27 protein-coding genes are annotated in these 25,841 nt (G+C 60.7%); 15 read left to right on the plus strand and 12 right to left on the minus strand.

The genetic code is table 11. The features are described 5' to 3' along the window. Positions 1–5: 5 nt before the first annotated feature. Complete coding sequence (gene eno / locus GZH79_RS15620) at positions 6–1,283, plus strand: phosphopyruvate hydratase (RefSeq protein WP_211644688.1); 1,278 nt, start codon at positions 6–8, stop codon at positions 1,281–1,283. Here the strand turns inward: eno and GZH79_RS15625 are convergent. Beyond that, a complete protein-coding gene (locus tag GZH79_RS15625; RefSeq protein WP_211644689.1) occupies positions 1,253–1,534 on the minus strand; it encodes a hypothetical protein in 282 nt (93 codons plus the stop codon). The two genes, eno and GZH79_RS15625, sit on opposite strands and share 31 nt — an antisense overlap. Before the next feature lie 304 nt (positions 1,535–1,838). Between GZH79_RS15625 and GZH79_RS15630 the strand changes: the two genes are divergently transcribed. Continuing rightward, on the plus strand, positions 1,839–2,291 hold the full coding sequence (locus tag GZH79_RS15630; RefSeq protein WP_249219233.1) for a cupin domain-containing protein: 453 nt from the start codon (positions 1,839–1,841) through the stop codon (positions 2,289–2,291). 19 nt (positions 2,292–2,310) lie between these two features. Here the strand turns inward: GZH79_RS15630 and GZH79_RS15635 are convergent, their stop codons facing one another. The 5 genes from GZH79_RS15635 to GZH79_RS15655 are packed head-to-tail and all read right to left on the minus strand — an operon-like array spanning position 2,311 to position 6,690. After that, positions 2,311–2,787, minus strand: a complete 477-nt coding sequence (locus GZH79_RS15635) for a DUF6505 family protein (protein WP_211644690.1) — start codon at positions 2,785–2,787, stop codon at positions 2,311–2,313. Beyond that, positions 2,784–3,476 carry a biotin/lipoate--protein ligase family protein gene (locus GZH79_RS15640; RefSeq protein ID WP_211644691.1) on the minus strand — a complete coding sequence of 231 codons (693 nt, stop codon included), beginning with the start codon at positions 3,474–3,476 and terminating at the stop codon, positions 2,784–2,786. The genes GZH79_RS15635 and GZH79_RS15640 overlap by 4 nt, the downstream gene beginning before the upstream one ends. Next, on the minus strand, positions 3,476–4,540 hold the full coding sequence (gene apbC, locus GZH79_RS15645; RefSeq protein WP_211644692.1) for an iron-sulfur cluster carrier protein ApbC: 1,065 nt from the start codon (positions 4,538–4,540) through the stop codon (positions 3,476–3,478). The genes GZH79_RS15640 and apbC overlap by 1 nt, the downstream gene beginning before the upstream one ends. Continuing rightward, positions 4,537–4,731: a DUF6494 family protein gene (locus tag GZH79_RS15650; RefSeq protein ID WP_211644693.1), complete on the minus strand. Its 195-nt coding sequence runs from the start codon at positions 4,729–4,731 to the stop codon at positions 4,537–4,539. The genes apbC and GZH79_RS15650 overlap by 4 nt, the downstream gene beginning before the upstream one ends. Before the next feature lie 9 nt (positions 4,732–4,740). Beyond that, positions 4,741–6,690, minus strand: coding sequence for a 4Fe-4S binding protein (locus tag GZH79_RS15655; RefSeq protein WP_211644694.1), 1,950 nt, complete (start codon positions 6,688–6,690; stop codon positions 4,741–4,743). A 205-nt stretch (positions 6,691–6,895) separates the two neighbouring features. On the opposite strand from GZH79_RS15655, the gene GZH79_RS15660 reads away from it, so the two are divergent. From GZH79_RS15660 to typA, 12 genes are all read left to right on the plus strand, one after another. Next, positions 6,896–7,480: a DUF3305 domain-containing protein gene (locus tag GZH79_RS15660; protein ID WP_211644695.1), complete on the plus strand. Its 585-nt coding sequence runs from the start codon at positions 6,896–6,898 to the stop codon at positions 7,478–7,480. Beyond that, positions 7,477–8,154, plus strand: coding sequence for a DUF3306 domain-containing protein (locus GZH79_RS15665; RefSeq protein ID WP_211644696.1), 678 nt, complete (start codon positions 7,477–7,479; stop codon positions 8,152–8,154). Before GZH79_RS15660 ends, GZH79_RS15665 begins: the two co-directional genes overlap by 4 nt. Then, positions 8,151–8,738 carry a molecular chaperone TorD family protein gene (locus GZH79_RS15670; protein ID WP_211644697.1) on the plus strand — a complete coding sequence of 196 codons (588 nt, stop codon included), beginning with the start codon at positions 8,151–8,153 and terminating at the stop codon, positions 8,736–8,738. The genes GZH79_RS15665 and GZH79_RS15670 overlap by 4 nt, the downstream gene beginning before the upstream one ends. Before the next feature lie 48 nt (positions 8,739–8,786). After that, on the plus strand, positions 8,787–8,978 hold the full coding sequence (locus GZH79_RS15675) for a twin-arginine translocation signal domain-containing protein (protein ID WP_211644698.1): 192 nt from the start codon (positions 8,787–8,789) through the stop codon (positions 8,976–8,978). Positions 8,979–9,020: 42 nt separating this feature from the next. Continuing rightward, a complete protein-coding gene (locus GZH79_RS15680) occupies positions 9,021–11,978 on the plus strand; it encodes a formate dehydrogenase subunit alpha (protein WP_211644699.1) in 2,958 nt (985 codons plus the stop codon). An 11-nt stretch (positions 11,979–11,989) separates the two neighbouring features. Then, the gene (gene fdh3B, locus GZH79_RS15685; protein ID WP_211644700.1) at positions 11,990–12,583 is read left to right on the plus strand and encodes a formate dehydrogenase FDH3 subunit beta; all 594 of its coding nucleotides are present in this window, start codon (positions 11,990–11,992) and stop codon (positions 12,581–12,583) included. Positions 12,584–12,651: 68 nt separating this feature from the next. Then, a complete protein-coding gene (locus GZH79_RS15690; RefSeq protein ID WP_211644701.1) occupies positions 12,652–13,899 on the plus strand; it encodes a formate dehydrogenase subunit gamma in 1,248 nt (415 codons plus the stop codon). Further along, positions 13,896–14,033 carry a hypothetical protein gene (locus GZH79_RS15695; RefSeq protein WP_211644702.1) on the plus strand — a complete coding sequence of 46 codons (138 nt, stop codon included), beginning with the start codon at positions 13,896–13,898 and terminating at the stop codon, positions 14,031–14,033. Before GZH79_RS15690 ends, GZH79_RS15695 begins: the two co-directional genes overlap by 4 nt. Positions 14,034–14,126: 93 nt before the next feature. Next, positions 14,127–15,335, plus strand: coding sequence for an NADP-dependent isocitrate dehydrogenase (locus GZH79_RS15700; RefSeq protein ID WP_211644703.1), 1,209 nt, complete (start codon positions 14,127–14,129; stop codon positions 15,333–15,335). An 88-nt stretch (positions 15,336–15,423) separates the two neighbouring features. Continuing rightward, positions 15,424–16,026 carry a YitT family protein gene (locus tag GZH79_RS15705; RefSeq protein WP_211644704.1) on the plus strand — a complete coding sequence of 201 codons (603 nt, stop codon included), beginning with the start codon at positions 15,424–15,426 and terminating at the stop codon, positions 16,024–16,026. A 31-nt stretch (positions 16,027–16,057) separates the two neighbouring features. Further along, positions 16,058–16,387, plus strand: a complete 330-nt coding sequence (locus tag GZH79_RS15710) for a multidrug efflux SMR transporter (protein WP_211644705.1) — start codon at positions 16,058–16,060, stop codon at positions 16,385–16,387. A 61-nt stretch (positions 16,388–16,448) separates the two neighbouring features. Continuing rightward, entirely contained in the window at positions 16,449–18,272 is a 1,824-nt protein-coding gene (typA, locus tag GZH79_RS15715) for a translational GTPase TypA (RefSeq protein ID WP_211644706.1), read from the plus strand. A gap of 63 nt (positions 18,273–18,335) precedes the next feature. On the opposite strand, the gene GZH79_RS15720 is transcribed toward typA, so the two are convergent. The 4 genes from GZH79_RS15720 to recA all read right to left on the minus strand — a co-directional run bounded on the left by GZH79_RS15720 (position 18,336) and on the right by recA (position 23,036). Next, entirely contained in the window at positions 18,336–18,836 is a 501-nt protein-coding gene (locus tag GZH79_RS15720) for an MOSC domain-containing protein (RefSeq protein WP_349291232.1), read from the minus strand. Between the two features lie 5 nt (positions 18,837–18,841). After that, positions 18,842–19,129 (minus strand): DUF1330 domain-containing protein, encoded by a 288-nt coding sequence (locus tag GZH79_RS15725; RefSeq protein WP_211644707.1) that lies wholly within the window; start codon positions 19,127–19,129, stop codon positions 18,842–18,844. Beyond that, a complete protein-coding gene (alaS, locus tag GZH79_RS15730) occupies positions 19,126–21,783 on the minus strand; it encodes an alanine--tRNA ligase (RefSeq protein WP_211644708.1) in 2,658 nt (885 codons plus the stop codon). Before alaS ends, GZH79_RS15725 begins: the two co-directional genes overlap by 4 nt. A gap of 176 nt (positions 21,784–21,959) precedes the next feature. Further along, the gene (recA, locus tag GZH79_RS15735; protein WP_211644709.1) at positions 21,960–23,036 is read right to left on the minus strand and encodes a recombinase RecA; all 1,077 of its coding nucleotides are present in this window, start codon (positions 23,034–23,036) and stop codon (positions 21,960–21,962) included. A 196-nt stretch (positions 23,037–23,232) separates the two neighbouring features. On the opposite strand from recA, the gene GZH79_RS15740 reads away from it, so the two are divergent. Then, a complete protein-coding gene (locus GZH79_RS15740) occupies positions 23,233–23,841 on the plus strand; it encodes a gamma-glutamyl kinase (RefSeq protein ID WP_211644710.1) in 609 nt (202 codons plus the stop codon). On the opposite strand, the gene GZH79_RS15745 is transcribed toward GZH79_RS15740, so the two are convergent. Continuing rightward, entirely contained in the window at positions 23,826–24,551 is a 726-nt protein-coding gene (locus tag GZH79_RS15745) for an RlmE family RNA methyltransferase (RefSeq protein WP_211644711.1), read from the minus strand. The genes GZH79_RS15740 and GZH79_RS15745 overlap by 16 nt on opposite strands. A gap of 65 nt (positions 24,552–24,616) precedes the next feature. Then, positions 24,617–25,729 carry a Ppx/GppA phosphatase family protein gene (locus GZH79_RS15750; RefSeq protein ID WP_211644712.1) on the minus strand — a complete coding sequence of 371 codons (1,113 nt, stop codon included), beginning with the start codon at positions 25,727–25,729 and terminating at the stop codon, positions 24,617–24,619. Positions 25,730–25,841 lie beyond the last annotated feature (112 nt).

A 25,841-nucleotide genomic window follows, 5' to 3' on the forward strand; every position in this document is an offset into this window, starting at 1 on the left:
CCATCATGAGCAGCATCATCGACATCCACGCCCGCGAAATCCTTGACAGCCGGGGCAACCCCACCATCGAGGTCGATGTCACCCTTGAAGATGGCACCATGGGCCGGGCCGCCGTCCCGTCGGGCGCGTCGACAGGCATCCACGAAGCCCACGAACGCCGGGACGGCGACAAAAGCCGCTACATGGGCAAGGGCGTACTGGAAGCCGTCGCTGCCGTGAACGGCGAAATCGCGGACGAGCTGCTGGATTTCGACGCGACAGATCAGGTCGGCATCGATATGACGATGATCGAACTGGACGGCACCGATAACAAGAGCCGTCTGGGTGCAAACGCCATTCTGGGCGTGTCCCTCGCCGTGGCCAAGGCCGCAGCCGATTTCACCACGCAACCGCTGTTTCGCTATATCGGTGGCACGTCCGCGCGCACCCTGCCCGTCCCGATGATGAACATCATCAACGGCGGCGAACACGCCGACAACCCGATCGACATTCAGGAATTCATGATCATGCCGGTCGCCGCGGACAACATCCGCGAAGCCGTGCGCATGGGTGCCGAAGTATTCCACACGCTGAAAAAAGAACTGTCCGCTGCAGGCCACAACACCGGGATCGGTGACGAAGGCGGTTTTGCACCTGGCCTGTCATCCACCCGCGAAGCATTGGATTTCATTCTGAAATCCATTGAAAAGGCGGGCTTCAAGCCGGGCGAGGAAATCTTTCTCGCGCTCGATTGTGCGTCCACCGAATATTACCGCGATGGCAAGTATGAGATGAAGGGCGAAGGCAAATCGCTGACATCCGTACAGAACGTCGATTATCTGGAACAGCTTGTCGGTGACTATCCGATCATCAGCATCGAAGACGGCATGTCCGAAGACGACTGGGACGGCTGGAAAGCCCTGACAGACCGGATCGGCGACCGCATCCAGCTGGTCGGTGACGACCTGTTCGTGACCAACCCCAAACGTCTGGCAGAAGGCATCGCAAGGGGCAGCGCCAATTCCATGCTGGTCAAGGTCAACCAGATCGGCACGCTGACCGAAACGCTGCAAGCCGTGGATATGGCGCATCGCGCGCGATTCACCAACGTCATGTCGCATCGGTCGGGCGAAACAGAAGACGCGACCATTGCCGACCTTGCCGTCGCCACCAACTGCGGCCAGATCAAGACCGGATCGCTATCGCGGTCGGACCGTCTGGCAAAATATAACCAGTTGATCCGGATCGAAGAGATTCTGGGGGATACAGCGATCTACGCCGGGCGCTCGATCCTGAAAACCTGATCGGTAAAAGGCCCAAAGCATGTGCTTTGGGCCTTTGCCAACCCACAATGACGACCGCGCGGTCGGGGCCGTTTTGCCGACATCATGATCAGCGCGTCGTCCCTCCTCATCCAGTAAACGTTGCTGTTTTCGACATCTCTGGGACAACTCCGGTCGGCGGCAGGCATCCCCCCATTGTTCATTTCCACATGCAAAACGAACGCCACCGTTCCAATCAGGCCAGGGCCGATTGCAGCGGTCAGTTTTTTCATCAGCGTCGGATCGTCTGTTCTGCCCGGTGATGCGGGCGGCCGATGACAGACACGCCCAGGTTCCAAACGGAACTGATTTTTCAGTCTGTTTTTGTCGGTGGCTATGATACGCCAAAGAAAGCACGCTTGGACAGCATCCACGGCGCTGCGGCAAAAATCACCGGAAATCAACGCGCAAGGTTTACTGTGTTGACGCAAAGTCAGTTGCCGCGGCGCTTTACGTAGGGTTATCCTGCGCATTAAACATGCACCCAGAGGGCGAGTGCCGTCAGAATGTATCAATGCAAACGAAAGAGAGCAGGCAATGGAAGGATCGCCAGAGCGACTGATGCATATGAGCACGGCGCAACTGATCAGCTATCTTGACCTGTCACCACACCGCGAAGGCGGTTGGTTCCGTGAAACGTGGTCCCACGGCGGCGGCGAGCGTGCCAATATCACAGCGATCTATTTTCTGCTGGCGGCGGGCGAAAAAAGCCATTGGCACCGTGTCGATACGCCGGAAGTCTGGCTGTTTCACGCCGGATCGCCGCTGATCCTGTCCCGATCCACCACCGATGCAGGCCCGGCAGAGGATATGGTCATGGGACCGGACCTAGCATCGGGCCATATTCCACAGGTGGCGCTGGCGCCCTATGAATGGCAATCGGCCCGCAGCACCGGCAACTGGACGCTTTGCACCTGCATCTGCGCGCCCGGCTTTCAATACGATGGCTTCGAGCTTGCGCCACCACATTTCGACATTCCGCGTCTGTGAAAATTCACCCGGCGGTGCGTCAGTCTTCTGTGACGTGAATCGCGAATTGTTCCAGCCCTGCATCCTGCGGCGGGATCGCGCGATATCCTTCGCGCACGCCTGCATCGGTCAATTCGCGGGCCACGGTCAACAGCGTGTTGGGGTCGTGATCGTCGCACAGGTCGATCATCTGTCGGATCTCTTCGGCGGCGACGGGGCGGGCGCTGTCCAGATCGGGGGCGCCGTAGATTGTCACGAAATGCGACGCCAATGCATCGGTCAGGGCGTCGATTTCAGACCCCTGAATTGATGTGACGGCGACAAAACTGGTCCGGCCAAAGGTTTCCAACCCGAACCAGCCGTTTGAAAATGCCTGACGGGCCTTGCCGACCAGATCGCCCTCGCTCCAGTTCGAAAACTCGAACCCGCCGGAAATGCACCATTCGCCCGTGCGGGCGGGATTATGGAAAACGCGCGTATCGCTGTCGTCGAAATGGATGGCACGGGCCAGTTTCATGGGGTGTCCTTTCTGAGTGCCGTCAGTGGCACAAGCGCTGTCGTGTCCGCCTCTTTCAGCAAGGCGCCAAAGTTTTCGTCCATGCCGACAAATGTGCCGCTACGCCCCGCAAAGGTGACGGGCTCGTTCATCCCATGTGCCAACCCTGTCCAATCGCGGTGCAGGTCGACCACGCCGTGATGATCCCATGTGTCGAGCCATGACAGGCTATGCCGCACCCAGGCTTCCAGCAGATCGGGGGCCGCTACATCGGCGCAGCCTTCGGCGTACAGCGCTGTTTCGTCCGGCGTGTCGCCGCCTTCGCCGTCGCGCGGCCATAACGCCACCCGCAGGCCGATCACCAGCCAGTCGGGCACACCGTCACCGGATGGCGCGTGCATGCTCAACCCGCCGCAGCGCCCGCCATTGACCCAGATCGTGCCGTTCCATCCCAGATGGATCGCAAGAACAGGCGGCCCAATGACGCCCAGCGCGTTTTGAAACCCGACAGCACACAAGGGCAGCATGATCGCAGCGCGGTCGATCGGCATTTCCGGGGCAAACAGGATCGCTGCGCGCAACTGATCCGCAGCCAGATCATAGGTCACAAGCCCCGGATCATCGCCTGCCCGCCCGGCGGCGACCGCCGCCGTGACTGGATCGTGGCCAGTGCAGTCCAGCCCACGAAACAGCGGCGGAAAGTCAGGCATCAGGCGCGGCCATCTGCAATCAGCGCACGCGCCACGTCACGGAATGCACCGGCCTGCGGGGATTCGGGATCGGACACTACGATGGGCGCGCCCCCGTCAGACGCCTTGCGGATCGACATATGCAGCGGCACCTCTGCCAAGAGCGGCACACCCAGTTTCGCAGCCTCTGCCTTGACCCCGCCGTGGCCAAAGACGTGTTCTTCGTGGCCACAGTTGGAACAGATGTGCGTCGACATGTTTTCGATCATCCCGATGATCGGCACATTCAACTGGTTGAACATGTCGATCCCCTTGCGGGCATCCAGCAACGCGATGTCCTGCGGGGTGCTGACGATGATCGCGCCGTCAACCTGCGCCTTTTGCGCCAGCGTCATCTGCACGTCGCCGGTGCCGGGCGGCAGGTCCACCAGCAGCACATCCAGCGCGCCCCATTGCACCTGATTCATCATCTGCTGCAGTGCGCCCATCAGCATCGGGCCACGCCAGACGACCGCCTGATCTTCGTTCGTCATCAAGCCAATGGACATCATCGTCACGCCGAAATTCCGCAGCGGCAGGATCGTCTTGCCATCGGGGCTGGCCGGACGGCCCGACACGCCCAACATCCGCGGCTGGCTGGGACCATAGACATCGGCATCCAGCAGACCGACGCGCCGCCCTTCGGCCGCCAGCGCACAGGCAAGGTTTGCGGTCACGGTGGATTTGCCCACCCCACCCTTGCCCGACGCAATGGCGATGATGCGGTCGATACCGGGGATCTTTTGCGGGCCTTTGGGTTCGGACCGCTGCGATTTCAGATCCGGCGGGGCAGCAGGGCTGGAATGGGCGGTCAGCACGACGCTGACTGTATCGACACCATCGAGCGCCTTTATTCCCGTTTCGGCCTGCGTCTTGACGGATTCGAACTCCGCCGCGCGGCTGGCTGCGATTTCAAGCACGAAACGCACGGTGCCGCCGTCCACGGTCAGCGCCTTGACCGCGCCGGATGCATTCAGCGGACCGCCGGTAACGGGGTCGGTGATCCCGCCCAGAACGCGCAGGACATCATCGCGGGTCGCGGTCATTGCTGGCCTTCGATCTTTCCGGTGACGACATGTTCCACGTCCAGCCCGTCGATGGTCAGCACGACCTTTGCGTCAAAGGTCTTGCCAGCGGTATCGGCGCCGCGCATCGCCTCTTCGATGGCCTGCTGGCTGGTCACGCCGACCTGCTTGAGGAACTTACGCATCGACATATTGAAATTATCGTCACTCATCGTCTTCTCCTAGTGGTCCTTGCGTTTCGAAAAATAGTCGTCGCTGGTGCGCGGCTTGGGCCTGTCGCCACCCGACAGCGGGTTGCCTTCGCTGTGATATTGCGCGTTGACCCGGCAATCGTCGCACATCTGGATCATCCGCAGCGCGTCAGGGTTCGGGAACATGGCGTGCCCCGCCAGTTTGGCCGTGACCGCCTCGATCGTGGATTTGACGCCGAACAGGCTGCCGCAGGAGACGCAGGCAAAGGGTTCTTCTTCGTTCACAACGGTCTGTGTCAGCGCGGCTTCTGTCAGGTCAAGCTGTGGTTTCAGGGTGATCGCGTCCTCGGGGCAGACACCCGCGCATAACCCGCATTGCAGGCAGGCGTCTTCCTGGAACCGCAGTTGCGGGCGGTCGGCATTGTCGCCCAATGCGCCCGATGGGCACAGCGACACGCAGGCCAGACAAAGCGTGCAGGCGTCGGTATCCACCAGCACGGCCCCATACGGCGCGCCTGCGGGCAGCGGGATCACATCGACGTCGGGGTTCAGCGTCCGGGCGGCCAAACGTGCGACCTGACGACGGCGGCCCATCTGCAACGCTGGCGTCGCCACAACCGGACCGGGCACAGTGTCAAACAGGGCATCCGACAGCGCATCGGGATCAGCCAGATCCAGCAAACGCACCGCATCGCGGCCCGCAATGGCATTGGCCAGCGCGGTTTCGGCAATCGGTGCGGGCCGTTCGGTTTTGGGCGACAGCAGGATCGCCACATCCGCAAAGCCCGCGCCAAGGGCGGCCAACGATTCTGCATGGCCGAATGCCGCCAGTGCCGCGACCTGCAACGGGATCACATCCGCAGGCAGACCGCGCCCGAACCGTGCGGCCAGACCAATCATCTGGGTGCCGTGGTCCGCGTCATGGACCAGCAGGCGTGGTGCGGTGCCGCCCGCCTTGCGGTATGTGGACGCCAGTGTGTTCAGCCGCCGGAACGTGTCGTCGGGTGCGGGTGCATCGAAACTGATCGCCCCCGACGGGCAGACCGCCGAACAGGCGCCGCAGCCCGCACAGATCGCGGGATCGACGGTCACATGATCGCCGTCCGGCGTGATTGCCCCCGTGGGACACAGATCCAGACAATTGGTGCAGGCGACCTGTTCGGCCCGGCTATGGGCGCACAGCGATGGTTCCATCCGCACGTAGAACGGTTTTTCGAATGTGCCGACCATCTGCGACGCAGCCAGCACCACCGATGCGACGGCTGGCTGGCTGCCGGGATCGGCGCGCAGATAGCCGTCACGTTTGGTATCGGCGGCGAAAAGGGCCCCCTCGCCGCGCAAATCAAGAATGATATCGCAGCCGGACCGCGCCCCGTCCTGCGCTGCCGTCATCGCAACAGGCCCACGTCCGCCCGGGATCGTCTGACGCAGGTTGTCGAACCGCGTCTCGAACCGTCCCAGCGATCCGGTGGCCTGCGTTAATGTCCCGGTAACCGTGTCGTATCCGGTATGCAGATCGACGTCCCAGCCGTCGGGCATCAGCAGGGTCACACCAAGGATCGGCGCAAGGTCTGCCGCGACACGGACCGCCACCTCTGACGTGCCAAGGATCAGGCAGGTGCCTGCGCTTTCCACATCAAATGTCCGGGTGGCCGGCGGCGTCTGCACCCCCTCTGCAAGCAACGCTGCCTGTTTGGCCGGGGCCGCGTCGTCAGCGGTCCATCCGGCCCGGTCACGCAGGTCCACGAACATCGGCTCAGACGCACCAATATCGGCGGCCAGTTCGCGAAAGCGCGGCGCTTCCTGCTGGCAGGCAATCACCAGATCGCCACCCGCCATCGCACGCTCTGCGATGTCGATCTGGGTGTCGCACAGGCTGGTGTGACAGGCTGAACACGACACCCCCGCCGCGGCATCCAACAGCGTGCCGTCAACACGCTGGCTGCCAAGGCAGTCACAGATCAAAACGGTCTTCGTCATGCATCATCCCCCGTCGAAGTTGCACCTGATACCAGTGAAACGCGGTCAGGGTAAACACCCACGGCGGGATCACAATTACGTGCATCAGGTCGGTATACCACTGCATATTTTCCGGAAATCTTGCACCAGTGCAAAGCAGAGTTATGACTTGCAAAATCAGGCTTTCGACTGCCAAGATAGCAACAGCCAAAAAACCGGGACAGCCATGAAAGATACCAGCGCCCTGCGCCTGACGACCCCTGACCAGCAAACGCTGCCGGTCGGCGTCGTGGTGCGTCGTGCGCCGGGCGTCACACGTTGGGCGAAATGGTCGTGGGTCGCAACCGACGTGCTGCCCGGTGCCGGGCCCGCCGATTGGATGGAACTGCGGGCAGCGCATGATGTGACCTATTTCCACGCAGCCACGCTGGACATGGATTTGCATGTCGCCGATACCGAAGCTTATGTGCATGAACTGCAGACGCGGGTGCCGTCGGTCTATATTATCATGCGCGACAATCCGCAGCGTCCGGATGCACCGTTGACGGTCGTATCCGTCACCGCGTCACCGTTCGAAGCGCAGGATTACGCCGACAACGGCGAAGATATCGTTGAAAAGGTCGCGATGCCCGCCGCCCTGCGCACGTGGGTCGAAACCTTTGTCGCGCGGCACCATGTCGACACGCCCTTTGTGAAACGTCGCCGGGACAGCGTGGCGACCGATGGCACGCAGCACGGCATCGGCGATCAGCGCATCAGCCAGCCCACCGACGTCTACCGCGCGCCGACGCAGCGGGACACCATGACATGAGCAGCGTGGCATCCTTTTTCGAACGACGCCGCGCCGGTCTGAAAGCAGAGGCAGAAGCCGAAGCAGCAAAGCATGCCGACGTCGCCGCAGAGGCCGCGCAAGAGCCTTCCGTCGATCTGGACGACCTGCCCGAAGAAGACGTGTTGCGCCTGCTGAACCTTCCCGATCCCGATACGCTGAAAACAGGCGATGATTTCGCGGCCTTCATGGCCAAGGCTGTTCCGGCCTATCTGCGCAAACGGGCTTTGCGCACATTGTGGCGGTCCAACCCGGTGCTGGCCTGCGTCGATGGCCTGAACGATTACGACGATGATTACCGTGCGATGGCGATGGATCAGGGCCCGGTCCGCACCAGCTATCAGGTCGGACGCGGCCTGCTGAAGCATATCGAAGCCATGGCAGCCAAGGAAGACGCGGCGGCCACACAGGACGATATGATTGATGATGCTGACGCAGCTTCTGACATTGTGACAGCCGCGGCGGATCAGCCCGGCAATAGCGCAGATACCGGTTTTGCGGTCGCACCCGCCCCGGACGCACAGTCGGCGGATACACAGCCGCAGGCCGCGCAGGAACAGGATGCGCAGGAACAGGATACACCCGCCGACGCGGATATGACCGATGCACCAGCCCCGCGCCGGATGCGGTTTGCATTTCAGGGGACTGACGCATGAGCGATCTTGACCCCGAAGACCGCATGCGCGCCGATCTTTACAACTATCTGGGTGTGATGCTGTCCGCGCCGCCCGAACAGATGTTGCTGGACCAGACGGCACAGCTGACCGGTGACGACACCGATCTGGGGGTGGCGATCACCGGGCTGTCGCAGGCCGCGCGCACCGCCCGTCCAAAGGCGCTGGTCCGCGAATACAACGCGTTGTTCATCGGCTTGGGACGCGGCGAATTGCTGCCCTATGCCAGCTATTACCTGACCGGATTTCTGAACGAAAAACCGCTGGCGCGTCTGCGCCGCGATATGTCGGATATGCGTATCGTGCGATCCGACAACGTGTTCGAACCCGAAGACAACGCCGCATCATTGATGGAAATGATGGGCGGCATGATCGTCGGACGCTTCGGCGCGCCGGTGTCGCTTGCGGCGCAGAAAGATTTCTACGCCAAACATATCGGCCCTTGGGCCGGTCACTTCTTTGACGATCTGGTCAAGGCCAAATCGGCGGACCTGTATGCGCATGTGGGCGCGGTGGGGGCCGCGTTCATGGCCATCGAACGAGAGGCTTTCAGGCTCGCAGCCTGACACACAACAACACGGGGACGCCCGGAAACACGAAGGGGAGGATTACAGATGACCAAAGAGACAACAGGCACAAACCGCAGGGGCTTTTTGAAGCTCGCAGGCACCGCCGCACCCGCAGCAATCGCGGCTGTGGCCCTGTCCTCGCCGGATAAGGCACAGGCCAAACCCGTCGATCTGTCCGCCACCACCATGCAGGACACCGATCACACGCGTGCCTATCTGGCCAGCGCCCGCTTCTGATTTCAATGCCGGCCGCCACAGCGCGGCCAGAGGGAGGACACCATGCTTCGCAAAAAGACCGATAACCGCCGCGCCCGTCCGGGTATTGCCGGTGACACGCCGCGCGGCACCATCGACAGACGCGGCTTCCTGCGGGGCTCTGGCCTTGCGATCGGGGGCTTGTCTGCAATCGCCGCGACCGGCGGTGCCGTGGCCCCGGCCAGCGCCCAGCAGGTCAGCGCGGCCAACGTCGAAATCATCAAATCCGTCTGCACCCATTGTTCCGTCGGCTGCACCGTCCTGGCAGAGGTCGATAACGGCGTCTGGATCGGACAGGAACCCGGATTTGAAAGCCCGTTCAACCTGGGCGCGCATTGCGCCAAAGGGGCAGCCGTGCGCGAAAACGCCCATGGCGAACGCCGCCTGAAATACCCGATGAAGAAAGTTGCCGGTGAATGGCAACGGATGTCCTGGGCCGATGCCATCAATGAAATCGGCGACGGCATGATGAAAATCCGCGAAGAATCCGGCCCGGATTCCGTTTATTGGCTGGGATCGGCCAAACACAACAACGAACAGGCCTATCTGTTCCGCAAATTCGCGGCCTATTGGGGCACCAACAACGTCGACCATCAGGCGCGGATCTGCCATTCCACCACCGTGGCCGGTGTGGCGAACACATGGGGCTACGGCGCCATGACCAACAGCTACAACGACATCCACAATTCCAAGGCAATCTTTATCATCGGCGGCAACCCCGCAGAAGCGCACCCCGTGTCGCTGCTGCACGTCCTGAAGGCCAAGGAAGAAAACAACGCACCCCTGATCGTCTGCGATCCTCGCTTTACCCGCACGGCAGCCCATGCGGACGAATACGTCCGGTTCCGGCCCGGCACCGATGTCGCGTTGGTCTGGGGCATCCTGTGGCACATCTTTGAAAACGGCTGGGAAGATCAGGAATTCATCCGCACCCGCGTCTGGGGCATGGATCAAATCCGGACTGAAGTCGCGAACTGGACCCCGGAAGAGGTCGAACGCGTCACCGGCGCGCCCGGCGAACAGCTGGAACGCGTGGCCCGCACACTGGTCAACAACCGTCCCGGCACCGTGATCTGGTGCATGGGTGGCACGCAGCACACCAACGGCAACAACAATACCCGCGCCTACTGCATCCTGCAGCTGGCACTGGGCAACATGGGCACCGCTGGCGGTGGCACCAACATTTTCCGCGGCCACGACAACGTGCAGGGTGCGACCGATCTGGGCGTGCTGGCCGATACACTGCCCGGCTATTACGGTCTGGCACCGGGGGCTTGGGCGCATTGGGCCCGCGTCTGGCAAGAAGACCTTAGCTGGCTGGAAGGCCGGTTCAGTGACGCGACATTCAACGACACGCCAATGATGAACCTGTCGGGGATCACGGTCAGCCGTTGGATCGACGGCGTGCTGGAAGATTCCGCAAACCTGCAGCAGCCCGACAACACGCGCGCGATGGTCCTGTGGGGCCACGCGCCAAACAGCCAGACCCGGCAAAAGGAAATGGTCACGGCGATGGAAAGCCTGGACATGCTGGTGGTGATCGACCCCTACCCGACCGTGTCCGCCGTCATGCAGAACCGTCAGGACAACACGTGGCTGCTGCCCGCGACCACGCAATTCGAAACGCGCGGATCGGTCACGGCATCGAACCGGTCGCTGCAATGGCGCGACCAGATCATCGACCCGATGTTCGAATCGAAACCTGACCACGTCATCATGAAACTGCTGGCCGATAAATTCGGATTTTCGGACCGCCTGTTCCGCAACATCGCCGTCGAAGGCGACGAGCCCAACATCGAAGACATCACACGCGAATTCAACCGCGGCATGTGGACGATCGGATATACGGGACAAAGCCCCGAACGCATGAAAATGCACATGGCGAACCAGCACACATTCGACCGCACGACCTTGCGTGCGAACGGTGGCCCGGCGGATGGTGATTTCTACGGCATGCCCTGGCCTGCATGGGGCACGGCGGAACTGAACCACCCCGGTTCGGCCAACCTGTATGATATGTCGCTGCCGGTCGCAGAAGGTGGCTTGCCATTCCGCGCGCGTTTCGGCGTCGAACGCGACGGCGACAATCTTCTGGCCGAAGGTGTGACCAACCCCGGCTCCGAGATCGAGGACGGCTATCCCGAATTCACGATGGCGATGCTGCGCGAACTGGGTTGGGACAGCGATCTGACCGCATACGAAAAAGCGATGATCGACTGGGTCGCGGGGTTCCGCGATCAGCAACCGGGTCAGGAAGAAGTCGGTGAAACCAGCCAGCAGGGCGAATTGCCGAGCGATTACAACGAGAAATCCGGTGGCGTGAACTGGAAAACCGATCTGTCGGGCGGCATCCAGCGGGTCGCCATCGCCCATGGTTGCGCGCCTTACGGCAATGCAAAGGCGCGTGCCGTGGTCTGGACGTTCCCCGATCCTGTGCCGATCCACCGTGAACCGCTGTATACGCCACGTCGCGATCTGGTGGCGGATTATCCCACCTACGAAGACAAGACGTTCTGGCGTGTGCCGACCCTGTATGCCTCTATTCAGGAAAACGACTTTTCCGAAAGCCATCCGATCGTGCTGACCTCTGGGCGTCTGGTCGAATACGAAGGCGGCGGTGACGAAACCCGGTCAAACCCGTGGCTTGCGGAACTGCAGCAAGAGATGTTCGTGGAAATCAACCCGCGCGACGCCAACAACATCGGCGTGCGCGACGGCCAGCAGGTCTGGGTCGAAGGCCCGGAAAACGGTCGTGTCAGGGTGGCTGCGATGGTGACCGAACGTGTCGGACCGGGTGTCGCATTCATGCCGTTCCACTTTGGCGGTGTCATGGAAGGCGAAGACCTGCGGTCACGTTATCCCGAAGGTGCGGACCCCATCGTGTTGGGTGAATCGACCAATACTGCACAGACCTATGGGTATGACAGCGTCACCCAGATGCAGGAAACCAAAGCCACACTCTGCAAAATCAGCGTAGCGTAAGGAGAGATACTATGGGACGCGCAAAATTCCTTTGCGACGCTGAACGCTGCATCGAATGCAACGCCTGCGTCACCGCATGTAAAAACGAACACGAAGTGCCGTGGGGCATCAACCGCCGCAAGGTCGTCACGATCCAGGACGGCAAACCGGGCGAACGGTCGATTTCCGTGGCCTGCATGCATTGTTCGGATGCGCCCTGCATGGCGGTCTGCCCGGTGGATTGTTTCTACCAGACCGACGACGGCGTGGTGCTGCATTCCAAAGACCTGTGCATCGGGTGCGGCTACTGCTTTTATGCCTGCCCGTTTGGCGCGCCGCAGTTTCCGCAAGCCGGCAACTTTGGCAGCCGTGGCAAGATGGACAAATGCACCTTCTGCGCCGGTGGACCCGAAGAAAACCACAGCCAGGCCGAATTCCAGAAATACGGCCGCAACCGGATCGCCGAAGGCAAGTTGCCAATCTGCGCCGAAATGTGCGCGACCAAGGCGCTTTTGGCTGGTGACGGCGACGACGTATCCGCGATCTACCGCGAACGTGTCGTGGCGCGCGGCTTTGGCGCTGGCGCATGGGGCTGGGGCACAGCTTATGGCGAAAAGCAGGGTTAATAGCCTGTGACACGGGGCGCGCAGTCTGTGGGCGCGCCCCGCCCATTTCAAAATTCCGGGAGCGATCCATGCTAAAGGCTTTTGCCGCCCTAGTTCTGTCTGTCGGCCTGACCGGCCCGGCGTTTGCGCAATACGTGGACCCTGCTGTCACAGGTGCGGCGCAGACCGATTCCGCCACCGGGGCCGGGTCGGTCCCGACCATGGGGGATCGCGCAACGACCGGGGGGGCGGCAACGCTGGACGATATCCTGCGGCGGCAAAACGGTGCGCCTGTCGATGACAGTGCCCGCCGCGAAAGTACCGGATTTGACAGTGACATCCCGGCATCAGGGGTTCTGGGGCCGTCCGGCGTGGCGTCTGACAGTGACCAGTGGCGCGCGCTGCGTTATGACCGCGCCGATGTGACATCGGTCAACAACGGTCCGGCGGCGACGACGCTGATCCAGGACGGCGGCATGACATGGCTGGAAGCGCGGCGCGGTCCCTTGGCATTCTGGGGGGGCGTGATCCTGCTGGGGTCGCTGGCACTGCTTGCGGTGTTCTACATTTTCCGGGGCAAGATGCGCATGGACCACCCGCCAACCGGGCGCCGTGTCGAACGGTTCAAGGCGATCGAACGCTTTGGCCATTGGTTGCTTGCAACCAGTTTCATCGTTCTGGGTGTTACCGGCCTGCTGTCGCTGTTCGGGCGTAAGGTGTTCATACCGATCTTTGGACACGAATCTTTTGCCGCTGTCGCGTCGGCGTCCAAATGGGTGCATGACAACATCAGCTGGGCTTTCATGATCGCGCTGGTGATGATTTTCGTGATGTGGGTGATGAACAACATCCCCGACCGCACCGATCTGAAATGGCTGGCACGCGGCGGCGGCATGTTTGGTGGCGGCCACCCGCCCGCCAAGAAATTCAACGCCGGGCAAAAGCTGATTTTCTGGGCCGTCATCGTGTTTGGCCTGACCATTTCACTGTCGGGTCTGTCGCTGCTGTTCCCGTTCCAGCTGAACCTGTTTGCCAAGACGTTCGGCATCATCAACGATATCGGTGTGCTGTCATGGGTCGGCTTGTCCCCCCTGCCCACCGATCTGGCCCCGCAAGAAGAAATGGCGCTGGCCCAGATCTGGCACGCGGCCATGGCATTGATCCTGACTGCGATCATCTTTTTCCATATCTATCTGGGCACCGTCGGTATGGAAGGCGCGTTTGACGCCATGGGCCGCGGCGACGTGGACGAAGAATGGGCGCATGAACATCATAACCTGTGGCTGGAACAGGTGCGGCAGACCCAGCCTGAAAAGATCTCGGAGCGTCGCATATGAAATCGTTTCTTGCTGCCCTTGTCTGCACCGCCCTGATTACCGTCGTGGCCAATATCGTGCTGACCGAAACAGTGCCGCTTGCGTCTGAACAGGCCTATACCTCTGGTCCTTATGTGCGGGTCGGCGCGGATTAGCGTAAAATTCGGCATACATTCGTATACCATCTTTTCGACCTGCCGGTTTTACGGTAAGGCGTTGTGAAATGCAGCCCAAACACCGGAGTGACCATGTCCAAGATCAAGGTAGAGAACCCGATCGTCGAACTCGACGGCGACGAGATGACCCGCATTATCTGGGATTTCATCAAGAAAAAGCTGATCCTGCCCTACCTTGACGTCGATCTGCTGTACTACGATCTGGGGATAGAGGCGCGCGACGACACCGACGATCAGATCACCATCGACGCCGCCAACAAGATCAAGGAAATCGGCGTCGGCGTGAAATGCGCCACGATCACCCCGGACGAAGGCCGTGTCGAAGAATTTGGCCTGAAAAAGATGTGGAAATCGCCCAACGGGACGATCCGCAACATTCTGGGCGGCGTCGTTTTCCGTGAACCGATCATCTGTTCCAACGTGCCGCGTCTGGTGCCGGGCTGGACCCAGCCCATCGTCATCGGTCGCCATGCGTTCGGTGACCAATACCGCGCGACGGACATGAAATTCCCCGGACCGGGCAAGCTGTCGATGAAATTCGTCGGTGAAGACGGCACCGTCATGGAAGAAGAAGTCTACGACGCCCCCTCCTCCGGCGTTTACATGGGCATGTACAACCTTGACCAATCGATTGAGGATTTCGCCCGCGCGTCGTTCAACTATGGCCTCAAGCGGAACTACCCGGTCTATCTGTCCACCAAGAACACGATCCTGAAAAATTACGACGGTCAGTTCATGCTGATTTTCCAGCGGATCTTTGACGCTGAATTTGCGGGCAAGTTCAAAGAAGCCGGATTGACCTACGAACACCGACTGATCGACGACATGGTCGCATCCGCGATGAAATGGTCCGGCGGCTATGTCTGGGCCTGCAAAAACTATGACGGTGACGTGCAGTCCGACACCGTGGCGCAGGGCTTTGGTTCGTTGGGTCTGATGACCAGCCAGTTGATGACCCCCGATGGCAAGATCGTCGAGGCAGAAGCCGCCCATGGCACCGTAACGCGCCACTTCCGCCAGCATCAGGCGGGCAAAGCGACCTCTACCAACTCTATCGCATCGATCTTTGCATGGACCGGCGGGTTGAAGCACCGCGCCAAGCTGGACGACAACATCAAGCTGCGCGAATTTGCGGAAACGCTGGAAAAGGTCGTGGTCGATACGGTCGAATCGGGTCAGATGACCAAGGATCTGGCCCTGCTGGTCGGTCCCGACCAGAAATGGCTGACGACCGAAGGCTTCCTTGAAGCCGTCGACGCCAACCTGAACGCCGCGATGTAATCACGCATTTCCGCGAATTTCAGGCCGTCCCGGATTCGGGGCGGCCTTTTTCGTGGACGGGTCAGGCTTATTGTCCTAACTGACCGCCATGACCGATCCTCAGCGCCACACCTTTGTCGAAGACCTGCAAGGCATGTCGCTTGGCGTGTTCTTCTGCGCGCTTGGCCTGACGTTTCTGACCCATCTGGGCCTGATCACGGGCCAGACCGCAGGAATTGCCGTCATCATTTCCTATCTCAGCGGCTGGTCATTCGGCCCGGTATTCTTTGTCATCAACCTGCCGTTCTATGTGCTGGCGTGGATCAGGATGGGTCGCGCGTTCACAATCAAATCACTGATCTGCGTCACGGCCCTGTCGGTGCTGACCGAAGTGATTCCCGCAAATCTGATGTTTACCGACCTGTCGCCGCTTCTCGGGGCAATCACATTCGGCGCGCTGACAGGTGTTGGGTTGTTGGCATTGTTCCGCCACAACGGCAGTCTGGGGGGTTTGGGAATCGTCGCACTGCTGGTGCAGGATACAACCGGGTTCAAGGCCGGTTATCTGCAACTTGCGGTCGACGGCGTGATCTTTGCCGCGGCGCTGCTGCTGTTTCCCGCAACCGTCGTCATGTGGTCCCTGATGGGGGCCGTTGTGCTGAACCTGATCATCACTTTCAACCATCGCCGTGATCGCTATGTTGCGACGTGATAACCACCGTCAAAGCCGTTAGGTCCACCCCATGCACTACCTGTGGCTCGTCATTGCGATCGCGCTGGAAACCATCGGCACGATGTCACTGCAGGCCAGTCAGCAGTTCACCCGGCTGTGGCCGACGGTGCTGTGTCTGACCACCTATTTCGCGTCCTTCTATTTCATGTCGCTGGCGCTGAAATTCATGCCGGTCGGTGTGGTCTATGCGATCTGGTCTGGACTGGGAATCGTGCTGATCACCGGGTTTAGTTATCTGATCTTCAATCAGCGTCTGGATACCCCTGCGGTGCTGGGTCTGGCCCTGATCATGGTGGGAATCGTCGTGATTCAGGTGTTCTCTGACGTCACACCGCACTAGGGCTGGCCTTTGTGTGCTGCGCGCTGTATGGCGCGCGCAACTCCGTACAAAGGCTGACCACATGGACATTCGCAATATCGCGATCATCGCACACGTTGACCACGGCAAGACCACACTGGTGGACGAGCTTCTGAAGCAATCCGGCATCTACCGCGAAAACGAAGCGACGACCGAACGGGCGATGGACAGCAACGACATCGAACGCGAACGCGGCATCACGATTCTGGCAAAATGTACCAGCGTCGAATGGAAAGGCACGCGGATCAACATCGTCGACACCCCCGGCCACGCCGATTTCGGTGGCGAAGTTGAACGCATCCTGTCCATGGTCGACGGCGTCGTCCTGCTGGTGGATGCCGCCGAAGGCCCGATGCCGCAGACGAAATTCGTCACATCCAAGGCGCTGGCGCTGGGTCTGCGCCCGATCGTGGTGGTCAACAAGGTCGACAAGGCCGACGGTGAACCCGATCAGGCCGTGGACAACGTGTTCGACCTGTTTGCAGCACTGGAAGCTGACGACGACCAGCTTGATTTCCCGGTCATGTTCGCATCTGGCCGTGCGGGCTGGTGTGACGCCACGCTGGACGGTCCGCGCGAAAACCTCGACGCGCTGTTCGATCTGATCCTCACACATGTGCAGAAGCCCAAGCAGATCAGCCGCAAGGACGAACCGTTCCAGATGCTGGCAACCACCCTGTCCGCTGATCCGTTCATCGGGCGCATCCTGACCGGGCGCGTCGAAGCCGGATCGTTGAAAGCTGGCGAAACCATCAAGGCGCTGTCGCGCAATGGTGACAAGATCGAACAGTTCCGCGTGTCCAAAGTGCTGGCGTTCCGCGGTCTGGGCCAGCAGCCCATCGACGTGGCCGAAGCTGGCGACATCGTCACCATCGCAGGCATGACCAAGGCGACCGTGGCCGACACGCTGTGCGATCTGACCGTCGATACCGCAATCCCCGCCCAGCCTATCGACCCACCCACGATCACAGTGACCTTTGGCATCAACGACAGCCCGCTGGCTGGCAAGGATGGCAAAAAAGTGCAGTCCCGCGTGATCCGCGAACGCCTGATGAGAGAATCCGAAGTCAACGTCGCCATCAAGATTGCCGACACCCCCGGCGGCGATGCCTTCGAGGTGTCTGGCCGCGGCGAATTGCAGATGGGCGTGTTGATCGAAAACATGCGCCGCGAAGGGTTCGAGCTGTCAATCTCGCGGCCTCAGGTGATCTTTGACCGCGACGAAAACGGCAACCGTCTGGAACCCGTCGAAGAAGTCACCATCGACGTTGATGACGAATACACCGGTTCCGTGGTCGAAAAACTGACTGGCCCGCGCAAGGGTGAACTGGTTGAGATGAAACCGGCAGGCGCTGGCAAGACCCGCATCATCGCGCATGTCCCGTCGCGCGGTCTGATTGGCTATCACGGCGAATTCCTGACCGATACACGCGGCTCGGGTGTGTTGAACCGCCTTTTCCATGGCTGGACCCCATACAAGGGTCCGATCCAAGGTCGCCGTCAGGGTGTGTTGATTTCGATGGAAAACGGGATTTCAGTCGCCTTTGCCCTGTGGAACCTCGAAGATCGTGGCAAGATGTTCATCGGCGCGCAGGAACCGATCTATACCGGCATGATCATAGGTGAACACTCCCGCGACAACGATCTGGAAGTGAACCCGCTCAAGGGCAAGAAACTGACCAACGTGCGTGCGTCCGGCACCGACGAAGCAGTGCGTCTGACGACCCCCGTCACCATGTCGCTGGAACAGGCCATCGCCTACATCGACGACGACGAACTGGTCGAGGTCACGCCGAACGCGATCCGTCTGCGCAAGCGTCACCTTGACCCGCATGAACGCAAACGCGCGTCCCGCGCGGCATCCTGAACCATTGGCGCGCCCGTTCAGGGCGCGCCACGACACCTTAACAGTTGCACCATGAACGGTGCACTAGCGCGCAGGTGACGGCGTTCCATCTGGCTCGTCCTCCACCCGCGTGACACTGTCCCCCAGTGCGATCCGGCCAGTCGTCACCACAGATGCATACCAGCCACCATGACCGCGCACGGCGTTATAACCGCCGGGACCGAATGTTTCTTCCATTCGCGAACAGGGTGGACAGGGTCCCTCGATCTGTAAAATGACATCGCCGATCCGCACCCGGTCCTTGCGCAGGGCCGCCAGATTGATCCCCGAAATCACCAGATTGCGCCGCAGACATTCGGGCGACACCGCCGCGTCGATCAGCGCGGCGATCACAGGCAGATGTTCCGCCTGAATGAGCGTCACCGCCCGTTTGCCGGGCCGACCGTGATCACCGACCAACCCGGCCTGATCGACCTGCGTGTCATGAACCGGCTGCACATCGGCCCGGCGCGCGGCACGCAGGCCGATCCAGTCCAGCCGACCGGGCCGGGCATGCTGCGCCATCATCGCGGCCAGACCGCGAATAGCGGTCACAGCTCTTCGACGATGCTCAACTCTCGGACGGACGCGCCCTTGGCATGGCTTAACGCCTCTTGGTACGCGTCAGAGTAGTAACAATCGTGCGCGGCCTGTTTGGACGGGAACCGCGCCACGACGTTGCGCGACCGGTCCGGTCCTTCCAGCGTTTCGTAATCGCCGCCACGCGCCAAGAACACGCCGCCATGGTCCGCAATCGCCCCCGTCGCCAGTGCCGCATAGCGGGCATAGGATTCTTCGTCCGTGACCGTCACATGGGCGATCCAAAGTGCGGTTTTCATGATAAACCCTCCAAAACCGATTTCGCAGCCGTCAAAGCGGCATCGGCATTGTCGACAGATGCACCGCCGCCCTGCGCCATGTCGGGCCGGCCACCGCCGCCCTTGCCACCCAGTTCCGCGACTGCGGCACGCAGGACGTCAACGGCCGACACGCGGCCCGTCAGGTCCGCCGTGACACCGCAGGCCACAGCCGCCTTGCCGCCAGCGTCCGCGATCAGCAATACCACACCCGACCCCAGCCGATCCTTGTACTGGTCGATCAATGCGGGCAGATCCTTGCCCGACACGCCGTCCATCACCTGCCCCAGAAACCGGGTGCCGTTGACGTCCACACCGTCAGCAGCCTGACCGCTGCCACCGCCCATCGCCGCGTCGCGGCGCAATTGCGCCACTTCATTGGCCAAGGCCTTGCGTTCATCCATCAGCGCCTTGACCCGCGCCGCCACATCCGCAGCGGGCACCTTTAGGGTTGCAGCGGCTTGGGCCAATGCCTCGCCCTGGGTTTTCAGGTGATCCAGCGCCGCCTGTCCGGTCAGTGCCTCGATCCGCCGGACCCCGGCGCTGGATGCACTGTCACCCAGCAGCACGAACGCCCCGATCTGACCCAAACGCGATACATGCGTGCCACCACACAATTCCAGCGAATATGTATGCCCGTCCACGCCCTTGCCGGACCCGTCCCTGCGGCCCATCGACACGACCCGCACCTCGTCGCCGTATTTTTCACCGAACAGCGCCTGCGCCCCTAGCGCGCGCGCATCGTCGGGGGTCATGATCCGGGTTTCAACGGTCGTATTCTGGCGGATCAGTCGGTTCACATCACGTTCGACCTGCGCAAGTTCTGCTGTATCCAGCGCCTTTTGATGGCTGAAATCAAACCGCAACCGATCCGGTGCGTTCAGTGATCCGCGCTGCGCGATATGATCGCCCAGCACTTCGCGCAGGGCTTCGTTCAGCAGGTGGGTGGCGGAATGGTTGGCCTGAATGTCGGCACGACGGTCCACGTCGACGGACAGCACCGCGGCCTGACCGCGCCGCACCTCGCCCATTGTGACCTCTCCGATGTGAATGAACACGCCCGCGACCTTTTTGGTGTCGGTGATCCGCACCATGCCGGTTTCGGTTTTCAGTGTGCCCGCGTCGCCGACCTGACCGCCGCTTTCGGCATAGAAAGGTGTCTGGTTCAGGACAATCTGGACCGCATCCTTGCCGACCTCTGCGGGTTGTCCATCAACGACGACGGCAGCAATCTGGCCTTCGGCATTCAGCGTCTCGTAGCCCAGAAATTCGGTCAGGCCTTTGGCTTCCGCAATATCGAACCAGACAGACGCGTCGGCCTGTTCGCCGCTGCCCGACCAAGCGGCGCGTGCCTTGGTCTTTTGTTCGGCCATGGCGGAATTGAATCCTTCGGTGTTCACGCCGCGCCCTTTTTCACGCAGCGCGTCCTGCGTCAGATCCAGCGGAAAGCCAAAGGTGTCATACAGCTTGAACGCCGTCTCACCCGGCAGGTCTGTGCCGTCGGGCAATATGGCCAGTTCGTCGTCCAACAGTTTCAAACCACGATCAAGGGTCTGACGAAAACGCACTTCTTCGTTCTTCAAAGTCTCTTCGATCAGCGCCTTACCCTGCCCCAGTTCAGGATAGGCCGCACCCATTTCCTGCACCAGCGCGGTCACAAGCCGGTGCATTAACGGGTCCTGGGCGCCCAACTGGTGCGCGTGCCGCATCGCACGGCGCATGATCCGGCGCAGGACGTAACCGCGCCCTTCGTTGCTGGGCAGCACGCCTTCGGCAATCAGGAACGACGTGGCGCGCAAATGGTCGGCGATGACCCGGTGATGCACCTTGCCCGGCCCGTCGGGGTCGGTGCTGGTTGCATGCGCCGACGCTTCGATCAGGGCGCGCATCAGGTCGGTGTCGTAGTTGTCGTGCTTGCCTTGCAGCAGCGCGCCGATCCGTTCCAGCCCCATGCCTGTGTCGATGGACTGCATGTCCAGCGGGCGCATCGTGCCGTCTTCGAACTGTTCGTTCTGCATGAAGACAAGGTTCCATATCTCGATGAATCGGTCACCGTCTTCTTCGGCACTGCCCGGAGGACCGCCCCAGATATGGTCGCCATGGTCATAGAAAATTTCGGTGCAGGGGCCGCACGGACCGGTCGGGCCCATCCGCCAGAAATTATCGTCGGTCGCAATGCGGATGATCCGGTCGTCGCTCAGGCCCGCAACCTTTTTCCAGATGTTCACCGCTTCGTCGTCGCTGTGATAGACCGTGACCAGCAACCTGTCCTTGTTCAGACCGAAATCACGCGTCAGCAAGTCCCAGGCAAAAGCGATCGCGTCGTCCTTGAAATAATCGCCAAAGCTGAAATTCCCCAGCATTTCAAAGAACGTATGGTGCCGCGCTGTATAGCCGACATTGTCCAGATCATTATGTTTGCCGCCCGCACGCACGCATTTTTGCGCCGATGTCGCGCGCTGGTAATCGCGGGTTTCCAGCCCGGTGAACAGGTTCTTGAACTGCACCATGCCTGAATTGGTGAACATCAGCGTCGGGTCATTGCGCGGCACCAGCGGGCTGGAATCCACAATCTCGTGCCCATTCCGACCGTAAAAGTTCAGGAACGTGGAACGGATATCGGCAAGTGAGGTCATATCAGGCGCTTTCGGATCAACGGGTTCGCGCAGAAATAGCGGTCCCGCGCCTAAGGGTCCAGCGCATTTCCCGATAACGAAATACGGCGCAAACCGATGTTTGCGCCGTATCCCGGATATTGTCCGTGCGTATCATCCACACGTCAGGCGTTTCTGGTGTCGCCCCGCACCGTGGCTTACATTTCGACCAGATCGTCCGCGTCGTCAGGACCGCCGACAGCATCGAATTCCAATCCATGCGACGCACGGATCTTGTCCTCGATCTCCATCGCGATGGCCGGGTTTTCTTTCAGGAAGGTTTTGGAGTTTTCACGCCCCTGCCCGATCCGTTCATCACCATAGCTGAACCAGGCACCGGATTTTTCCACAATTCCGGCCTTGACCCCAAGGTCCAGCAGTTCGCCGGTCTTCGAGATACCTTCGCCATACATGATGTCGAATTCGACCTGCTTGAACGGCGGTGCAACCTTGTTTTTGACCACCTTGACGCGGGTGGCGTTGCCGACAACCTCGTCACGGTCCTTGATCGCGCCGATGCGGCGGATGTCCAACCGGACAGAGGCATAGAATTTCAGCGCGTTGCCGCCCGTCGTCGTTTCAGGGCTGCCGAACATGACGCCGATTTTCATGCGGATCTGGTTGATGAAAATCACCATGCAGCCAGATCGGTTGATCGACCCGGTCAATTTACGCATGGCCTGACTCATCAGGCGGGCGTGCACGCCGACGCTGCTGTCGCCCATGTCGCCTTCCAGTTCGGATTTCGGCGTAAGCGCGGCGACGGAATCGACCACCACAAGGCTGACCGCACCCGACCGCACCAGCGTATCGACGATTTCCAGCGCCTGTTCGCCAGTATCGGGTTGGGAAATCAGCAGTTCGTCCAGATTGACGCCCAGCTTTTTCGCATATTGCGGGTCCAGCGCATGTTCGGCGTCGACAAAGGCGCAGACGCCGCCTTTTTTCTGTTCTTCTGCAAGGGTGTGCAGGGTCAGCGTCGTTTTGCCCGACGATTCAGGACCGTAGATTTCCACGATCCGCCCCTTGGGCAGGCCGCCGATCCCCAGCGCGATGTCCAGACCCAGCGATCCGGTACTGGTCGCTTCGATATCGGGCATCTGATTCTTGCCACCCAGGGTCATGATCGACCCCTTGCCGAACTGGCGTTCGATCTGTGCCAGCGCGCTTTCGAGCGCCTTTTGCTTGTCGGCGGTTTTCTTGTCAGCCATTTTGAGAAGTTCTGCCGTTGCCATGAGTTTCGTCCTTATGTCACGTACCTGTAACAGCGGCAATCACCGCTCTTTGTTCTTGCTGTGTTCTTGTTAACCGATATGAGACCGAAACAAGAACATTTCAACCTTTTTCTCTGTCACCTCAGGTTGCATCCAGAGTGGTTAAAACTTCGTTCATGGCGTAGGGTGCATCCGTCGGGCCAAAAGGGGACGCGCCATGCTGGTGTTTTGGAAACAAAATTTGGTCTTTCTTGCGGTCCCCAAAACCGGCACCACAGCAATCGAAGGCGCGCTCGCCCCCAAAGCGGCCATGGTGCTGCATGATCCGCCAACCATCAAACACGCGCCGGTCTACCGTTACCGGCGGTTTTTCAAACCATTGTTCGTGCAGGCCGGCGGCAAGGAACCCGAAGTCATGGCCGTCGTGCGTAATCCCATCGACTGGCTGGGCAGTTGGTATCGGTATCGGTCGCGTGATGACCTTAATGGTCATCCCAACAGCACCCGGGACATCAGTTTCGATGATTTTGTGCTGGAATACTGCAAGGGCAAGCCCGCCGATTTTGCCAACGTCGGTTCGCAGGCGAAATTCGTGTTGGATGGCGACGGCAATCTGGGTGTCGACCATCTGTTCCGTTACGAAGATCAGGCGCGCCTGATCGCATTTCTGGAACATCGGCTGGACACGACCATCGATCTGAAACAGCTTAACGTGTCGCCGTCTGTCCCGACGCCGCTGTCAGATGATGTGGCAGACAGGTTGCGCGACAAACGCGCCGTCGAATTTGCAGTCTGGGACATGGCAGGGCGTCAGTCGGTCAGCTGACCCTTGAACCCCGTCGCCACCACGAACTTTTCCGAACTGTCCGCGCGCGACGCGGGCGGTTTGACGTTTGAAACTTTTGTAAACCGGTTTTTCAGCAGCTTCTGCAACTCGCCTTCGGCACCTCCCGCCAGCACTTTGGCCACAAATGTGCCGCCGTCTTCCAGAACGTCGAACGCGAAATAAGCGGCGGCTTCGCATAGCGCAATGATGCGCAGATGGTCGGTCTGCTTATGGCCAGACGCGCTGGCGGCCATGTCGGACATTACCACATCGGCCTTACCGCCCAGCCAGCCCTTGACCTGTTCGTCGGCGCCCTCGTCCAGAAAATCAAGCTGGTGGATTTCGGCCCCCGCGACGGGCTCTACCTCTTGCAGATCTATGCCCAGCACGGTGCCGATCGACTTTGACGTGCGGTCACCCAAGGCATTAACCCTGCGGGCCGCCACTTGGCACCAGCCACCCGGCGCACAGCCCAGATCGACGATACGGGCCCCCGGCACAAGAAACCGGAACCTGTCATCCAGCTCCAGTATCTTGAACGCAGCACGCCCGCGATAGCCTTCGGCCTTGGCCTTTTTGACGTAAGGGTCGTTCAACTGCCGCTGCAGCCACCGCGTCGAAGACGTCGAACGCCCGCGCGCCGTCTTGACCTTGACCGTCAGGTCTCGCTGGCCGCGTCCGGATGTGTTTTTCGTCGGTTTATTCGCCATGCACTTCTTCCAAGTCATCGCAGCCTGCGTGGGGCCACCGATTTTTCACAGAAAAATCGGCCCCGTCAATAAGGCGCGTCTTCCAGCACCCCATCTGCCGACATCTGCGCGTAAAGCAACCCCTCTCGCAGGCCGCGGTCGGCCACGGACAGCCGGTCCGTCGGCCATAGCCGCATCAGCGCCTGAAGGATTGCCGCCCCCGACATGATGAGTGCTTGCCGATCACGCCCGATCCGCGGGTCCTGTCGCCGTCCGTCCGGACCCATCGTCAGATAGCTGCGGATCACCGCGTCGATCTGGTCCGACGTCATTCGCAGCCCGTCCACCTTGGTCCGGTCATACCGCTTCAGTCCCAGATGCGACGCCGCGACCGTCGTAACCGTGCCGCTGGTTCCAACGATTTGAAACCCCGCGCGGGATTGTTCTGCCGCATAGGGCGCGAAATTTGCAAGGTTTTCCTCAAAAAACCAGCTCATCAACGCAAATCGCGCGGCATCGTCATCCACATCCGCAAACTGGTCGCGCAGGGTGGCGACACCCAAGGGCACCGAAATCCAGTCCACGACCTTGGCGGCGGCAAACGGGCCGGGGTCCACCACGAATCCCGCGTGCAGCCGCATGATCGCCCGGGGGCGTTCGCGCGCCGGAACATGGCTGATGTCGATCCACACCAATTCCGTGGACCCGCCGCCGATATCGACCACCAGCAGTTGTTCGGTCTTGGTGCTGACCAGCGGCGCGCAGGAAATAACAGCAAGCCGGGCTTCTTCCTCTGGTTTGATGATTTCCAGTTGCAGCCCAGTTTCGCGACGCACCTGCGCAATGAAATTGGCACCGTTGCGGGCCCGGCGACATGCTTCGGTTGCGACCAGCCGCATCCGTTTGACGCCGTGGCGTTCCAGTTTTTGCCTGCAGATCCGCATCGCCTGAATCGTGCGATTCATGGATGCACGCGATAATTTTCCCGTGCTTTCAAGACCCTGCCCCAACTGGACGGACTTTGAAAAGCTGTCGATGACGTGAAACTGACTGCCCTTGGGTTGGGCAATCAACATCCGACAGGAATTTGTTCCCAGATCCAGCGCCGCATAAAGCTGCGCAGGGTCCGGGGGATTTGGCGCGGGGGTTGCGATCGCTTTGGGGAACGCGCCCGCACCATGGGGACGCATGGGCGTCATCTTAACGCCCTCCTATTTCGAGTTAGTTTCAAGGTAGGGGCAGATCAGTCGTCACGCAAGCGACATGAAGCCGCTGCATCATCATCATGTTGCTTTCTGACCTTTGGCGGGG

The sequence above is a fragment of the Loktanella sp. SALINAS62 genome, assembly GCF_018263905.1.
GTDB lineage: Bacteria > Pseudomonadota > Alphaproteobacteria > Rhodobacterales > Rhodobacteraceae > Loktanella.